Below are 16000 nucleotides of genomic sequence, written 5' to 3'. Positions count from 1 at the left end.
TTTGACAAGAACAACAAGTTAAACTGCGTGCGAACTCGGCGTATCCAACACTGCCACATCCCCAGCAGGTACTTCCGCCTCATGCTTACCAGAGATAAACACATACATCGCCGGTACGACAAACAAGGTAAACAACGTACCAATCGACAAGCCAGTAAAGATCACCAGCCCCATCGCATGACGCCCTGCTGCACCAGCACCCGAGGCGATCACCAGCGGGACCACACCAAACACCATCGCTGCCGTCGTCATCAGAATCGGACGCAGACGTTCACCAGCCGCTTCTTCAATCGCATCACGTTTGCTTAAGCCTTTTTTACGCAGCTGGTTAGCAAACTCAACGATCAGAATGCCGTGCTTACTGATCAACCCCATCAGCGTCACCAGACCAACCTGGGTATAAATATTCACTGACGAGAAACCCCAGAAAATAAAGATCATCGCACCGAACAACGCCAATGGTACGGAAACCAGAATAATCACAGGATCACGGAAACTCTCGAACTGCGCCGCCAATGCCAAGAATACAATAATCACCGCAAACGCCATGGTAATGAGGAAGCCACCAGACTCATTCATAAACTGACGAGACTGACCTGAGTAATCAACGGTATAGCCAGTAGGTGCCACCTCTTGTACCAGACCTTTTAAGTAGCTCAATGCTTCATCCTGCGACACCCCAGCCACACCTGAAATCGTTGCCGAATTCAACTGTTGGAAACGGTTAATCGCTTCTGGCACAACGCTATAAGAAAAATGCGCCACCGTGCTTGCAGGGATCATCGATCCAGACGGTGTGCGGATGTTGAAATCGAGCAGATTATCCGGGTTCAAACGATCCACCTGTTGCACTTGCGGGATCACTTTGTAAGAGCGACCAGCAATCGAAAAATAGTTCACATAACCACCGCCCAATGCAGCACCAAGTGCCTGACCAACACCTTGCTGTGTCATTCCCAACGCAGTGATTTTATCGCGATCCATTTCCAGCGTTGCCTGTGGCTTATCCAGCTTCAAATCAACGTCCATGAAGTAGAATTTGCCAGAGGTACGTGCTTTATCCATCACCTGTTGTACGATGGAATTCAAGTTTTCAAAAGGCTCCGTCGTGGTAATCAGGAACTGCACTGGCAAGCCAGATGAACCTGGCAACGCTGGGAACTGAAACGCAGCGACACGAGCACCTGCGATCTTATTCCATTTTGCTTGCAAGTCTTTTTGAATTTCTTTCGCACTACGGCTACGTTCGCCCCAGTCTTTCAGCAAGACACCACCAATACCAGCATTGGTCGTTGGCACGCCTGTGATCTGGAACATCTGCTTGTATTCAGGCATATCGTGACCGACTTTGAACACCTGATCCGCATAAGTCTGCATCTGATCAGACGTCGCCGTTGGCGCGCCGACAACTTGCGACAAGACAATTCCTTGATCTTCTTCAGGCGCTAATTCCGACTGCGACATTTTGAACATCAGACCAAGAAGGCCGATCAAAATCGCACTCATGACAATCAGTACTGGCCAGGTATTGAGCAAGCTATGCAAAATACGCAGATAACGACTACGCACCCGCTCAAACGTATGGTCGATGAACTTGACGAAGCGCCCTTCGTTCTGCTCCGCTTTAAAGAAGCGTGAACACATCATTGGTGACAAAGTCAGCGCGACGATGCCAGATACCGCCACTGAGCCTGCCAGCGTGAAGGCAAACTCCGTGAACAATGCACCTGTCAGACCACCCTGAAAACCAATCGGCACATACACTGCCACCAAAACAACGGTCATCGCCAGAATCGGTCCGCCGAGTTCACGCGCTGCGATCAACGATGAATCGAGAATCGACTTACCTTCTTTCATGTGGCGATCAACGTTCTCCACCACAATAATCGCATCATCGACCACCAGGCCAATCGCCAACACCAGCGCGAGCAAGGTTAACAAGTTTATCGAATAGCCAAACATCAACATCACGAAGAAAGTACCAACGAGTGATAATGGCATCGCAATGACTGGCACCATCACCGCACGGAAGCTACCCAGGAACAGGTAAATCACCACCGTCACAATAACCAGTGCCTCGAGCAGCGTTTTTACTACTTCTTCGATCGATGTGTTAATGAACTCTGTCGAGTCATACACGATCTGCCCGGTCAAGCCATTCGGCAATTGCGATTGGATCGGTGGAAAGGCTTTACGAACGCGCTTGGCCACGTCCAGAATATTGGCCTCCGGAGCGACTTTGATACCGATAAACACGGATCTCACGCCACTAAACGCGACGTTGAAATCATAGTTTTCGGAACCGAGTGTCACTGTTGCTACATCTTCCAGACGGACAATGGCGTCGCCATTTTGTTTCACAGCCAGTTTTTTAAACTCTTCAACAGAATGCAAATCTGTACCTGCTGTCAACGGCACAGTCACCATCTGACCTTTAGATGCACCTAGTGCCGTCAGATAGTTATTACTGGTCAACGCTGTGCTGACATCCGCAGCAGTCACGCCCATTGCCGTCATTTTGTTGGAATCTAACCAAGCCCGTAACGCAAACTGACGCGCGCCAAGCAACTCGGCTGTCTGCACACCCTCGATAGAATCGAGTTTAGGCTTCACAACACGAATCAAAAAGTCAGTGACGTTATTAGTTGGCAAGCTATCGCTATAGAACCCCATGTACATGGCGTCCGTCGTCTGACCTGTCTGCACTGTTAACACCGGCGCCTGCGCCTGCGCTGGCAGCTGATTTTTGACCGAATTCACTTGCGTGTTAATTTCAGTCAATGCACGGTTAGCATCGTAGTTCAGACGCAATGTTGCCGTAATCGTTGATACGCCACTGCTGGACGAAGAGGATAAGTAATCAATCCCCTGCGCCTGCGCAATCGCGGATTCGAGTGGCTGCGTAATAAAACCTGCAACAGTTTGCGCATCAGCACCATAGTATGTCGTTGACACCGTGACCACCGCATTTTGCGTACGAGGGTATTGGTTAACCGGCAAACTAAACAAAGATCGCAAACCGAGTACGACGATCAGCAAGCTCACCACCATGGCAAGCACCGGACGTCGGATAAAGATATCGGTAAATTTCATCGTAGCTCCTATTAGTGTTCTTGCGGAGTTGGATTCGGACTATTTTTAGGTTGCACAGAATTATCAATCAGCACTGGCGTACCATTTTTCAACTTCAACTGTCCGCTGGTCACAACAATTTGTCCAGCCTCGATACCGGCCAGTACAGCAACCTGGTCGCCACGGGTTGCACCCGTCGTCACAAACACTTGCTGCGCTACTTTGACAGGATTACCCTTGTCGTCCTTTTTGTTGTCGTCTTTGATGACAAACACTGTAGAACCGTATGGGTTATAAGTGATTGCAGTTTGCGGCAACGTGATGAACTTATTTTTATCACCAACGTCGAGCGCAACGTTGGCAAACATCCCTGGCAATAACGCTTGCTTTTGATTGCTCAATGTTGCCTGTACCTGAACGTTGCGGCTGGATGTATCCACTTTAGGATTAATGGAACTGACCTGACCCGCAAATGCCTGTCCTGCAAACGCATCGCTGGCCACTTTCAGATTTTGTCCGACTTTCAACGAACTGATCTGCTTTTGTGGCACAAAGAAATCAACATACACCGGATCAATCGTTTGCAAAGTCACTAATTTATCGCCAGTATTGACGTACTGACCTGGATTCACCGTCGTGATACCGAGGCGACCACTGAATGGCGCGCGAATAGATTTTTTCTCTACCAATGCGGCTTGTTGTGCGACTTGAGCACGCTTGTTTTTTAAGTCTGCCGCATCGCCATCAACTTGCGCCTGACTCACACCTTCAGCTGCCAGCTGTGCCTGATCGCGTTTTAAAACGGTAGCAGACAATTCAGCCGCAGCTTCTAATGCATGTAATTGAGCGATGTCAGCATCGGCATTGAGTTGAATTAACAAATCACCACGCTTCACATTCTGACCCGATTTAAACAACACTTCGCGGACGAGGCCAGTCACTTCTGAACTCAGATCTACGCCACGGAACGCACTCACGGTTCCTACCGCGGAGATTTGTGGCTGCCACTCAAGTACCTCGGCTTTGGCTGCAGAAACTGTTTGCGCACCAGCTTTTGGTGCACTCGCAATCAATTGTTTAATTTGCAGAAATTTGCCAAAAGCCAGCACGGCGATCAACAACACCACACTGCCTAGCATAATGAACATACGCTTAGTCATGAACACTTCCCCTTACATTTCAAAATTCAAATGGAATATCGATCTACTTTGATTACTGTGACGCTTTATCACCAGCGGTTTCCGCTTTGGAAATATCCACTAGCTCAGGGCGATTCCACCAGCCACCACCCATCGCCTGAAATAAAGCAGCAGTGTCCGCATAACGATTTGCTTGCGCTTGCACCAGATTGATCCGCGCAGTTTGATAAGTACGCTTGGCGTCCAACAATGCCAACGAACTAACGCCACCCAACTTATATTGTTTGGTGGTCAACTGCAGCGTGTCTTTTGCCAGCGATTCAACTTCTGCTTGCTGTTTTAATGTCTGTGCATCAAATTCGAGTGCACGCAATGTATCAGCGACGTTCTGGAATGCTGACAATACCGTTGATCGATATTGTGCAGCTGCCTGGTCATAGGCCGCCTCGGAAGCACGACGCTTCGCTGACAAAGCACCCGCATTAAAGAGAGGCGCGACTAAACCACCGCCCAGACTCCAGAAACTCATGTTGTTCGTAAAAAGCTTACTTGAGTCCGATGACGTAAAACCGTAACTACCGGATAGAGAAAATTGCGGATACTGATTGGCTGTGGCCACACCAACTTGCGCACTTGCCTGATGCAATAAACTCTCTACTGCGCGGATATCCGGACGTTGACGAACCAACGCGGAAGGTACGGATACGGGCAGTTCTTGTGGCAACTGTAGTGTTTCCAGATGGAACTCCGGCAGATCTGCATCACCAGGTAATTTACCTGCCAACACGGCCAGCTGATTACGGGTCTGATCAATGGATTTTTGTAGACCGGGAATGCTGGCACGTGTTTGAGCGACCAGATTACGCTGTGACAGTAAGCTGGCTTTAGGAATAGCACCAACGGCAAACTGTTTTTCAATCACAGCTAACTGTGCGGTTTGCGCCTCAAGAATTTCTTGCGTTGCTTGCAGCTGCGAGCGGAACGATGCTTCGCGGATCGCTGTCGTTACAACGTTGGCAGTCAGCGTCAAATAAGTCGCCTCTACCTGAAAACGTTGATATTCAACCCCGGCTTGCACACTTTCCAATCCACGTTTGTTCGCACCAAATACATCCACGGCGTAGGACACGTTCACTGAAGCATTGTATAAGTTAAGGATAGTTCCACCTGGAACATTGGTCGACACCGCAGAGGCATGCTCTCGTTGCGCCTGCAGATTACCAGTGACACTTGGATACAAAACAGAATCAGCCTGCGAATTATAGTTCTCTTGCGCCTGACGTAATGCAGCTTGGGCGGAAGCTAGACTAGGACTGTGCTTGAGAGACTCTCGGATCAGTTTATCCAAGGCATCCGACTTAAAAACCTCCCACCACGCAGCTGAAATATCCTGTCCGGTAGATAATTTTTGCGATTGGCCAGCAAAGCTATTGCCAGTCACCGTATCTTTAACGGTATTGACACCCGTATAAGAATACTGATCAGAACTGACAGGCGCGACTGGCGAACGAAAATCCGGACCAACCGCACAACCGCTGATCAGTAGCCCTGTTACTAATAGGCCACCAGTACCTTTCGCGAGCGCTTGTAGGGGGCTTTCTTTGAACATCCTTGCTTTTTTCAATTTTCACACTCCTGAAATACACAGATAGGTTGGGAATGATGAATTGAGTCAGAAATAAAACTGACTCAAAAGTCATTAACATCATACACTAGAATTTGAACGGCTACTTAAGTAAGGCGGCAACTTCGGTTAGTAGACAAATAGATGCTTTTTTGATCACCCCGATCAAAGGTCGTGATAAGGAGTTTCAAAATGTAAAAAAAGTATCTTAAGTTTGCCCCAAATGAACGCAAAATAGCAAGCGCATTAGCGCCAGATCAATATGCTAAGGAGCGAAATAGTGTTGAGCCGAGGCGATTTAATTTCTGTAAAGAACAATGCCTTTAACAATGCCTTTAACTATGACTTTAACAATATCTTTAACAATACATTTAAGTAACATGTGCTCAATATGCAGTAGTGCTGTAGGTTAATACTATTAACCACTTAACATCAGCTCAGAAATAAATGCGGTAGATAGATTGCGGCAAGCAACAACACGAAAGACAGCACCGTTGAAGCAAATAACGCAATTCCGACCAATTCGTATTCGACCTGCCCTTTACTATCTTTGGCTGAAAACACCAGCAAATTAGCAGCGATCGGAAGCGCCGCAAATAAAAGATAGATTCTTGCGTCCAGCGCGGTGATTACACCGATAGGCAATAAAATCGCTTGCAAGCTACTTGTCAGCAGCAAGATGCAGGCGAAGCGCCACGCTAATAATTGCCCCAACATTCCCCAAGGTACTTTTCTGAACTGCGTGTAAGCAATGCTCATACCAACCAAACCCATGCCGCAAATGGAAGTCATCAGCGTACCGAATTTCAATAAAAAGCCTGCGCGCTCTAAAATCAGATGATCCGAGCCGACAAACCCAAGCTTCAATCCAGAGGCAATGACAACGGCATAGATCGATGGAATTTTGATTAGTTTAGATAAGCCTTTCACCCAACTGCCTTCACCAGCGGTGGCCAACGAATAACCGATGGTATTACCGAATAACATCCCGCCCACATAAAAAGCGGTCATGATCGCCGCACCTTCCGGGCCATATACCGCCTGCACAATGGGGATACCAAACCAGCCAATATTGAGATAACTAAATAAGCATGACACCATCCCAGGAGCGAGGCGTCCATCGAACTTTTTACGTAGATAAAACCCAGCGACCGCCAAAAAGCAGCTCGTCATCAGTGCCAGACCAGTCAAAATTAAAAAATGTCCAGCATCCGATGATAATGCCCCTTTGAATACGGTCATCGGAATAAATACGTAGAATAAGCAGTGAGCAATCCACTTCTCGCGGATGGGCGTCAGACGCTTAGCAAGGTAACCAGCAAGGACATAAACATAGGCAGGTGCAAGCTTGCCTATCAGGATTGAAAGCGGAAACATATTCTCGAATGACTTCAGATTGAGATGAATAAAAACAGCGCTATTTCCTGACCTCGTACAATGTGCACACTCCCGACGAGACAAAAACACGATCATTTTATAACGATCGCTTGTCCTCAAAACAAAAGTACTTAATATGTCGACAATCTCAAGACGCCGATCCAATTTACGCTCAATTTACCATCGCCATACCATCGCGAGGATGTTACCTTCAAGGGGCAGATAACGATGTTTGGTATCCTACCCATGCAACGACGTATCTGGCGGCAGATCTGCTAATAACGCTAGGCTGGAGGCCTTTGCCGGAAACACAGGCTGACGTGCTTCAGGGGTCTGCCAGTCGTATAAAAACTCGCATGCCACACCACAAATTCTGCCCTGACAAGCCCCCATACCTACACGTGTCATCAGCTTTGCTGTTCGCCAGTCAGCAAACTTCTCTAGCTCTCTCGCCGGTACATCTTCGCAGCGGCAGACCAGCGTATCGGCCTGACATAATTGACGCAAACGTACATCTAAGTTGAATGTTTTTTGTAACGTTCCGGTAAACATCCATGCTTTTTCTCGCAGTTTTGCTTCTTTATCTGTTGCTCGGTAACCAGTTGCATCCAAGCCGGCAATTCGGCCCTCAATCAAGGCTTTATCAACGCCGCCAATGCCTGTCGCTTCACCAGCTGCCCAAATATTCTGCTGACTGGTGCGCTGCTGCTCATCGACGACAATCGCACCGTCACGCAACTGACAGCGCAGTAATGTAGCCAATTCCAGATTGGTCCGCAAACCAAATCCACAGGCCAGCAAGTCGCAAGCAATTTCTTCGCTTTTATCCCCCTTTTGGATAATCACTGACGTCACTTCGGATATGCCTTGGGCTGCACTGACTACGCTACTAAGTCTGTAGCGCCAAGGTTTCATTGCCCATAGCAAGCCAACTGCCTGCCATAGCTTCTGCTGATGACCTGATAAAAGCGCATAAAAAAATTGGCGCAGCGCAGCGGCACTGCGGTACTCAACAACGGCCACAACCTGCCCCTGTGCTTGTTTGACGCTGGCCGCAACGGATAACAGCAACGGCCCAGTTCCCGCGATAACCACCCGGCGCCCCTTTAAATTGGCACCCGATTTAATCAGCGCCTGTAGGCCACCAGCACCAGTAACTCCAGGCAAGGTCCAACCCGGAAAGGGCAGTATCAACTCACGCGCACCCGTACAAAGAATCATCTTCTGCCATTGAATGATTCTGGGACCATCGGGCGTTTCAACCAACAGTCGATTATTCGCAATCACTGCAATGATCCGACTACCAGACAACCATTGCACATGTGGCTGCGCCACTAACTGCGAATAAAGGGCCCATCCTTGAGTGTTAGACGGATCAACACCCCGACGCCAGATCTGCCCACCAGCTTCGCTATTCTCATCGAGAATCAAGACATTCTTCGCATTCGGTGCCGCAGCGGCGGCAGCAGCCAAACCTGCGGGGCCCGCACCAACAATTAGAACCGACGCGACAATTTCGTCGCAAATTCGATCAGCGACGCTCACTTAGCCCCTCCAGTCTCAATCACCATGCCTGTTTCGCACCACACCTGACAGGCAAGCTGATGTGGGCGACCGTTGACCGATACCCGACACTCCTGGCATGCGCCCATTCCACAGACGGCAAAGCGCTGCATACCTGTTACGGAGGTCCTTGTGTTATACGTAGTCTGCGATAGGATCAACGCTGCCACAGTCATGGCGCCATTAGCAGTAACCCATTGTCCATTCAGATAAATCTGAATCGTTTTATTTGATTGTTTATTTTGCTCCATCATCAAGCTTCCAATCAGGTTTCTATGGCAACAAACGCGATGGTGCGTAGGGTGTTGCATCAATTGCTGTTGGCAGTCCCAACATCTGGTCTTTTAATAATTCAGCCGTCGCTAACGCCGTTGTCACGCCCAAACCTTCATGCCCAGCTGCCAACCAGACACCAGAACGATAAGGATGAGCGCCAAGGATAGGCTGTCCATCCGGTGACGCCGGACGCATACCTGCCCACGCGCGGATGACATGCATTGTCGCCAAACAGGGTAACAATCGAATCGCTGACTGCAACACAGTACCCAAGGCAATTGTTGAGACCTGCGTATCAGTCTGACCATCCTGACGACTAGATCCAATCAACCACTGCCCTGTAGCGCGCGGCTGGATATTTGCCGCAACGCTTAGACCATCAGCGGTCATGTTGTGCTGACCGTAATCCATACTGACAATCTGGTGCTGCAACCGCCGAGGGTAGCGATCAGTAATAGCTAAGTGACCTTTGCGCGGGAACACTGGGATGTCGGGTAATAAACTTGACGTTCCAAGACCAGCAGCAACAACGACGTGTTGTGCCGACAATCGTTGCCCGTTGTCCAACTCTAGGTTCACTGATGAACCTGATGCCTGATTCAGCGAGATCACCTGATAGCCACAAAGTAATTGCCCGCCCAATTGTTTCAGCTCTTGTGCCATGTGATGCGCAATCACCGGCGCATAAACGATGCTATCGCCCGATACTCTGACTGCACCAGCCAGACCTTGTCGTAAGGCAGGCTCAAGCTGATGTAGCTGCTGCGTACTGATCATCTCTGCGTGCCAGTTGCGGGCATTTAATCTTTCTGCACGTTGTTGGGCCTGCTGAAGTTGTGCTTCGTTTTCAGCCACCCACAACGTGCCGCTTTGCGTGACCTGGCCAATATCTGGATGTTGCACTACCCAGTCGCGCCATAGGTTGAGTGAATACAAACAAAGATCGAGTTCTTGCTCACTTTCATCTAACGCAACCAGATGCCCCATGCCCGCCGCAGTCACACCACAGCCTGGCTGGGCAGCATCGATCAACAACGTCCGCATGCCAGCCTGCTGAAGGCTGACGGCACAAGCCGCCCCGACAATACCGGCACCAATGACGATCACATCAGCTTGTTGAAGCATCACCACATCAAGCAAAAGAAGATAGCAATGGACGGGTTGCTAATGCCGTACGAACGACGTTTTCAACCCGCGACCGCAATTCACCCTCTAAAGGAAGGCGTGGCGCGCGAACGCGATCATTGGAATTGATCACCAGAGCCTCGACTAATTTAATGTTCTGTACCAGATAAGTAGAGACATCAAGATCCAGCAATGGACGGAACCAACGATAAATTGCCAGCGCTTCCGCGTAGCGTCCAGCCTGAATCAGGCGATAAATTGCCACTGTTTCATGTGGAAATGCCACAACGAGACCCGCAACCCAGCCCACCGCGCCCGCCGTCAACGCCTCAAAGGCGAGATTATCAACACCGGTAAATAAATCATAACGCTGACCAAGGCGGTTAATGATTTCTGTCGTACGACGAATATCATCAGATGACTCTTTGACCGCAGCAAAGCGCGGATCATCCGCCAACTCCTCCAGCATATCAGTCGTCACATCAACACGATAAGCGAGGCGATTCGAATAAATCATGATCGGTAGATCCGCGGCGGCGGCAATGGCACGCAAGGTCGCCACGGTTTCTTTGTGGTTGCTGTGATAGATCGTACTCGGCACCACCATCAGACCATCAGCGCCAGCACGTGCACCTTTTTCAGCCAAGGCGCACGCGTCACGGGTCGCCGCTTCCGCCACCGTCAAAATCGCTGGCTTATCGGCTGTCATCGCTTTAGTTAATTTCAAGACGTCGATGCGCTCAGCGTGAGAAAGCAAAGGCCCCTCACCTAAGGAACCGCAAGCAATCAAGCCATCGCAGCCTGCATCCATGAGATAACGAAAACAACGTTCCATTTCGTTGAAATCGAGTCCATCATCAGCCGTAAATTTTGTTGTTACCGCAGGTATCACACCACGCCACATCGCCGTCTCCTTGTGTTTGAATTGAACGTCTCATCTGAACTTCACATCATGAGGCATTGTAGATCGCGGTCATCCTGTAGGTCTTGACGCATGTAACGTAACCAGATGACGAAATCTGCACAATGCCTAATCTACTGAGGTGACAAGACGAAGGAGTAGGAACGCTGAGCGACAATAAAAAAGGCTTTTGGTACGCCGAACCCAAAAGCCTTTTCAACAAATCAACATCAACATCTTCCATTGCGGCTCCACAATGAGAGGCCGCAATGAATCCAACAACGATCAGATCAGTGCACTAAAAAAATACATGCCCGACATCGCAATTGCCGCACCTACTCCACGATACACAACGCTGGCGCGGCCACTCGTTGCAATCTGCTGCAAAGAACGCGTAGCAAAAAAACCAACCGCATGAAGTCCGACCGTGGCGATTAAAAACCCCACGCCAAACCATGCACCAGCAGCCTCGGAAGGTAACTCAACACCATGCGCATAGCCATGCGCTAATGCAAATACGCCAACTAGCCCAGCACTCACGGAAACTGGCAAACGTGCCATCAGCGCAATACATAAACCCAAAACCAAGAGAGACGCAGCAATCCCGGCCTCTACGCCAGGCACAACAAGACCTGATGCACCTGCTATCGCACCGATCGCCATCATCAATGGAAAAACAACAGGTAGCACCCATTGCGCAGACCGCTGATTCTTCGCCGCCCACATACCAACAGCAATCATTGCCAATAAATGATCGAGACCAGTTATTGGATGCATTAATCCTGCTTCAAAGCCACCAACGCTATGCATCACGCTGATATGGGCAGAGGCAGGTAGTGCAAAGAGAGATAATCCACACAGTCCGAGGATTTTAGTCAACCATGTCATACGTTTCGTTTTCATACTATTCTCACTCCCTTTTTTAAAAAATGAATACTGCATGTTTCATCAGAGGAATATAGATCACGGCTGAGCGACATCCAGCATGCCCTGCTCACGAATAAAACTTACGACAGCCTCTAACCCATCACCTGTGCGTAAATTCGTAAATACAAAAGGCCGTGCGCCGCGCATCCGTTTTGCATCTTGCGCCATGATGTCTAGATTCGCCCCCACGTGCGGCGCCAGATCGGTTTTATTAATAATCAGCAAGTCAGAGCGTGTAATCCCTGGCCCACCTTTACGCGGGATTTTTTCACCACCGGCGACGTCGATCACGTAAATCGTTAGATCAGACAATTCCGGACTGAAAGTCGCTGCGAGGTTATCGCCACCAGATTCCACCAGTATTAGATCCAGATCCGGAAAATCAGCACTCATCCGCGCGATGGCCTCAAGGTTGATTGATGCATCTTCGCGTATCGCGGTATGAGGGCAACCGCCCGTTTCAACGCCCATCAAACGTTCCGCGGGTAACGCATCCGCACGTAGCAAGATCTCCATGTCCTCTTTGGTATAGATGTCGTTGGTAATGACCGCCATCTCATAATCGTCGCGCATACGTTTGCACAGCATTTCGCACAATGCTGTTTTGCCAGAGCCAACTGGACCGCCTATGCCGACCCGTAATGGATTAACCACAGGAGCTGCTTGAGTCTTTATCGTATTCATTGATGCTCACTTCTCTCTTTTATTTTTAAACGATCACGATATTCATGACCTGTATAAACGGCTATATTGCACTTCGTGCTGCATCGATAACAGCGACAATCCCGGCGACCAGTTCGACAATTCATCATCGGCCAAGGACATCGCTATCGTGCCAGCAGCTTCCAGGTCAGGACGTAGCGCCAGCAATAACCTTTGCCCCGCAACTTGCCCCAACGGTATCGACTTGACACAGACCAGCGTCTGATTTTCTGCCCACGAGAACAACATCCCCAAGATCACTGACTCTGGCGGCACCTCAAGGGCAACGGCTGCACACGCGAGTGAGGTCGGCAGAGGCAACTCTGGCTGTGCTAGCAAAATTTCCATCAACTGCGCGTCAGCAATTTTTAAATCACCGACCAATTTACCCAGCGAATACCCCATCTGAATGCTCTCAGCTCGAAACTCTGCCGTATCCCTTGCTGCAATGAACAGACTAGTCCAATAGCTGACTACGTCTGCATCACGCTCTTGAAAGCCATGTAGCAAACGCCATAAAATGGGTGCTTCAAAGCGGGCCACCACTTCATGTAAATAGTTGGTAATCCATTCCCGCGCGGTAATCTCATTGCGTACCAATCCCAGCTCAATCGCTGACTCCAACCCCTGCGAATAGCTATACGCACCAATCGGTAACGAGGGGCTCGCAAGTTGTAGCAGGTGTAATAACGCAGCCGATTGCATTACTCTGGCTTATCTGATGGACGGTGAATCCGCTGACGCAACGGGATCGGAGCCAATGGATTATGCGGATGCATTTCATCGCCACCGTGATGATGACCGCCACCATACGCCCCGGCTTCCGGCTCAAAACTCGCCATTTCTTCCGTCACTTTTGCACCTAAGCCCTGCAGCATCTCTTTTAGCACGACATCTTTGCGAATCCGTAAATAGCCCTCGCCAAGTTGCGCCTGCGTATGACGATTTCCCAAATGAAAAGCACAGCGCAATAAAGCAAAAGCGTGATCACATTCCACCTTATAGGTTGGCTCCGCTGCCGCCAGCACCTGAATCACGCGTCCGTCATTGCCTAACATCAGATCACCATCACGCATCACCGTTCCACGCACTGTGAAGACAGCAACGTCTTCACCGCTGACTAGGTTTGCTCTGAGACGGGATTTCTCGCGCAACTCATAAGGCAAAATCAGTTGGCCATCAATTTTTTCTGCTTTTTCTGTTTTTGTATGAAGTGTCAGCATTGTTATTGCATCGTCCTTTGATGAGAAGTTAGGTTTAACCCAGTGTTCTTCTTAAAATAAAAAATAACGCTGCGCCATCGGCAACACCTTTGCAGGCTCACACACCAGCAACTCGCCATTAGCACGTACCTCATACGTTTCTGGGTCCACTTCCATTTTAGGGACCAAGGCGTTGTGGATCATGTCCTGCTTGCGGACGTGGCGGGTATTTTTCACAGGGATTAGGGTCTTGCTGAGTGTTAATTGCTCCGCCAATCCTGCGTCAAAACCGGCTTGAGAAACGAAGGTGAACGACTTTTTCAAGCCACCACCGAAGGCACCAAACATCATGCGATAGTGCACTGGCTGCGGTGTCGGAATCGAGGCATTCGGATCCCCCATCTGCGCAGCGGCGATCATGCCACCTTTTAAAATCATCGACGGCTTCACGCCAAAAAAAGCGGGTTTCCATAAGACGATATCTGCAATCTTACCGACTTCTAATGAGCCGACCACATGAGAAATACCATGCGTAATCGCCGGATTGATGGTGTATTTGGCGACATAGCGCTTCACCCGGAAATTGTCATTACCAGGTTGATCTTCAGGCAGAGATCCACGTTGTTGCTTCATTTTGTGCGCGGTCTGCCAGGTACGCATGACGACCTCGCCCACCCGCCCCATCGCCTGAGAATCCGAAGACATCATCGAAATCGCGCCGATGTCATGCAAAATATCTTCAGCAGCAATGGTCTCGCGGCGGATCCGAGATTCAGCAAACGCGATATCCTCTGCAATGGCAGGATCAAGGTGGTGGCACACCATCAACATATCGAGATGCTCATCAAGGGTGTTGACGGTATAAGGCCGCGTCGGATTGGTGGAGGACGGTAAGACATTACCTTGACCAACAGCGGCAATAATATCCGGCGCGTGTCCACCACCGGCCCCTTCAGTATGAAAGGTATGAATGGTGCGGTCTTTAAAGGCAGCCAGCGTGTGCTCTAAAAACCCACCTTCATTTAAGGTATCACTATGAATCGCGACCTGTACATCCATGCGGTCAGCAACAGTGAGGCAATTATCAATCGCTTGTGGTGTACTACCCCAGTCTTCATGCAGCTTGAGGCCAATAGCGCCGGCCCTGATTTGTTCTTCTAACGGTAGCGGCAGGCTAACATTACCTTTACCCAGAAAGCCTAAGTTCATCGGAAAAGCATCGGCGGCCATTAACATCGAATGGAGATGCCACGGCCCTGGTGTGCAGGTCGTAGCAGCAGTACCCACAGCAGGGCCAGTGCCGCCGCCCAGCATGGTCGTGACGCCACTCATTAGTGCTTCTTCGATTTGTTGCGGACAAATAAAGTGGATATGAGAATCAATACCACCCGCCGTCACAATCATGCCTTCGCCGGCAATGATCTCGGTCGCGCCACCGATCGCCATGTCAACGCCGCGTTGGATGTCCGGGTTGCCCGCTTTACCGATACAAGCAATCAGGCCATTCTTGAGCCCGATATCGGCCTTCACGATACCCCAGTGATCCAGAATCACCGCGTTGGTGATAACGGTATCCATGACATCGGCGTGGGCTCGTTGAGATTGCCCCATGCCATCACGGATAACTTTACCACCGCCAAATTTCACCTCTTCGCCGTAGATCGCAAAGTCTTTTTCGATTTCAATAAATAAATCGGTATCAGCAAGACGCAGGCGGTCTCCGGTTGTGGGACCGAACATTTCAGCATAGGCCTGACGAGAAATTTTCATGGCGTTCCTTTCAACTGCCCCATCACTAGACCATTAAAACCATACACTTTGCGATCACCCGCCAGGGCAACCAGCTCGACTGTGCGTTGCTGACCCGGTTCAAAACGCACCGCCGTCCCCGCTGCAATATTGAGCCGCATGCCATAGGCAAGGTCGCGCTCAAACTTCAGAAAAGGATTGGTTTCAAAAAAATGAAAATGTGAGCCAACCTGAATCGGACGGTCACCGCTATTTGCGACAACGACAGTCACGGTCATTCGACCAACATTGAGCTCAATATCGCCTTCAGCGACGAGCATTTCACCAGGAATCATAGGCACTC

At 49.7% G+C, this 16000-nt stretch carries 14 protein-coding genes; all 14 read right to left on the bottom strand.

What is annotated here, in order from left to right:
* Window positions 1–18: 18 nt before the first annotated feature.
* The 14 genes from ACO0KV_RS11785 to ACO0KV_RS11720 all read right to left on the bottom strand — a co-directional run bounded on the left by ACO0KV_RS11785 (window position 19) and on the right by ACO0KV_RS11720 (window position 15992).
* Window positions 19–3093, bottom strand: a complete 3075-nt coding sequence (locus tag ACO0KV_RS11785) for an efflux RND transporter permease subunit (RefSeq protein ID WP_423042724.1) — start codon at window positions 3091–3093, stop codon at window positions 19–21.
* 11 nt (window positions 3094–3104) lie between these two features.
* Window positions 3105–4232 (bottom strand): efflux RND transporter periplasmic adaptor subunit, encoded by a 1128-nt coding sequence (locus tag ACO0KV_RS11780; RefSeq protein WP_423042723.1) that lies wholly within the window; start codon window positions 4230–4232, stop codon window positions 3105–3107.
* Window positions 4233–4284: 52 nt separating this feature from the next.
* Window positions 4285–5835 (bottom strand): efflux transporter outer membrane subunit, encoded by a 1551-nt coding sequence (locus ACO0KV_RS11775; RefSeq protein WP_423042722.1) that lies wholly within the window; start codon window positions 5833–5835, stop codon window positions 4285–4287.
* A gap of 432 nt (window positions 5836–6267) precedes the next feature.
* Window positions 6268–7212 carry an AEC family transporter gene (locus tag ACO0KV_RS11770; protein WP_423042721.1) on the bottom strand — a complete coding sequence of 315 codons (945 nt, stop codon included), beginning with the start codon at window positions 7210–7212 and terminating at the stop codon, window positions 6268–6270.
* Between the two features lie 240 nt (window positions 7213–7452).
* On the bottom strand, window positions 7453–8757 hold the full coding sequence (locus tag ACO0KV_RS11765; protein WP_423042720.1) for an FAD-dependent oxidoreductase: 1305 nt from the start codon (window positions 8755–8757) through the stop codon (window positions 7453–7455).
* On the bottom strand, window positions 8754–9029 hold the full coding sequence (locus tag ACO0KV_RS11760; protein ID WP_423042719.1) for a 2Fe-2S iron-sulfur cluster-binding protein: 276 nt from the start codon (window positions 9027–9029) through the stop codon (window positions 8754–8756). Before ACO0KV_RS11760 ends, ACO0KV_RS11765 begins: the two co-directional genes overlap by 4 nt.
* 19 nt (window positions 9030–9048) lie before the next feature.
* A complete protein-coding gene (locus ACO0KV_RS11755) occupies window positions 9049–10176 on the bottom strand; it encodes an NAD(P)/FAD-dependent oxidoreductase (protein ID WP_423042718.1) in 1128 nt (375 codons plus the stop codon).
* Window positions 10177–10183: 7 nt separating this feature from the next.
* A complete protein-coding gene (locus tag ACO0KV_RS11750) occupies window positions 10184–11080 on the bottom strand; it encodes a dihydrodipicolinate synthase family protein (protein ID WP_423042717.1) in 897 nt (298 codons plus the stop codon).
* A gap of 282 nt (window positions 11081–11362) precedes the next feature.
* Window positions 11363–11980, bottom strand: a complete 618-nt coding sequence (locus ACO0KV_RS11745; protein ID WP_423042716.1) for a HupE/UreJ family protein — start codon at window positions 11978–11980, stop codon at window positions 11363–11365.
* Window positions 11981–12040: 60 nt separating this feature from the next.
* Window positions 12041–12688, bottom strand: coding sequence for an urease accessory protein UreG (gene ureG / locus ACO0KV_RS11740; RefSeq protein WP_423042715.1), 648 nt, complete (start codon window positions 12686–12688; stop codon window positions 12041–12043).
* Between the two features lie 42 nt (window positions 12689–12730).
* Window positions 12731–13411, bottom strand: a complete 681-nt coding sequence (locus tag ACO0KV_RS11735) for an urease accessory protein UreF (RefSeq protein WP_423042714.1) — start codon at window positions 13409–13411, stop codon at window positions 12731–12733.
* Window positions 13411–13929: an urease accessory protein UreE gene (gene ureE / locus ACO0KV_RS11730; RefSeq protein WP_423042713.1), complete on the bottom strand. Its 519-nt coding sequence runs from the start codon at window positions 13927–13929 to the stop codon at window positions 13411–13413. The genes ACO0KV_RS11735 and ureE overlap by 1 nt, the downstream gene beginning before the upstream one ends.
* 51 nt (window positions 13930–13980) lie before the next feature.
* Complete coding sequence (ureC, locus tag ACO0KV_RS11725) at window positions 13981–15678, bottom strand: urease subunit alpha (RefSeq protein WP_423042712.1); 1698 nt, start codon at window positions 15676–15678, stop codon at window positions 13981–13983.
* Window positions 15675–15992 (bottom strand): urease subunit beta, encoded by a 318-nt coding sequence (locus ACO0KV_RS11720; RefSeq protein WP_423042711.1) that lies wholly within the window; start codon window positions 15990–15992, stop codon window positions 15675–15677. Before ACO0KV_RS11720 ends, ureC begins: the two co-directional genes overlap by 4 nt.
* Window positions 15993–16000: the final 8 nt, after the last annotated feature.

It is taken from the genome of Undibacterium sp. RuRC25W (assembly GCF_049339825.1).
GTDB lineage: Bacteria > Pseudomonadota > Gammaproteobacteria > Burkholderiales > Burkholderiaceae_D > Undibacterium.
Note: the sequence above shows the minus strand (reverse complement) of the source record. Positions and strands in the feature narration are given on the sequence as shown.

Coding starts and splice junctions, on each gene's coding strand:
- ACO0KV_RS11760 (WP_423042719.1), bottom strand. CDS start 9,029: ATGATGGAGCAAAATAAACAATCAAATAAAACGATTCAGATTTATCTG.
- ACO0KV_RS11750 (WP_423042717.1), bottom strand. CDS start 11,080: ATGTGGCGTGGTGTGATACCTGCGGTAACAACAAAATTTACGGCTGAT.
- ACO0KV_RS11735 (WP_423042714.1), bottom strand. CDS start 13,411: ATGCAATCGGCTGCGTTATTACACCTGCTACAACTTGCGAGCCCCTCG.
- ureC (WP_423042712.1), bottom strand. CDS start 15,678: ATGAAAATTTCTCGTCAGGCCTATGCTGAAATGTTCGGTCCCACAACC.
- ureE (WP_423042713.1), bottom strand. CDS start 13,929: ATGCTGACACTTCATACAAAAACAGAAAAAGCAGAAAAAATTGATGGC.
- ACO0KV_RS11720 (WP_423042711.1), bottom strand. CDS start 15,992: ATGATTCCTGGTGAAATGCTCGTCGCTGAAGGCGATATTGAGCTCAAT.
- ACO0KV_RS11745 (WP_423042716.1), bottom strand. CDS start 11,980: ATGAAAACGAAACGTATGACATGGTTGACTAAAATCCTCGGACTGTGT.
- ACO0KV_RS11770 (WP_423042721.1), bottom strand. CDS start 7,212: ATGTTTCCGCTTTCAATCCTGATAGGCAAGCTTGCACCTGCCTATGTT.
- ACO0KV_RS11780 (WP_423042723.1), bottom strand. CDS start 4,232: ATGACTAAGCGTATGTTCATTATGCTAGGCAGTGTGGTGTTGTTGATC.
- ureG (WP_423042715.1), bottom strand. CDS start 12,688: ATGAATACGATAAAGACTCAAGCAGCTCCTGTGGTTAATCCATTACGG.
- ACO0KV_RS11755 (WP_423042718.1), bottom strand. CDS start 10,176: ATGCTTCAACAAGCTGATGTGATCGTCATTGGTGCCGGTATTGTCGGG.
- ACO0KV_RS11785 (WP_423042724.1), bottom strand. CDS start 3,093: ATGAAATTTACCGATATCTTTATCCGACGTCCGGTGCTTGCCATGGTG.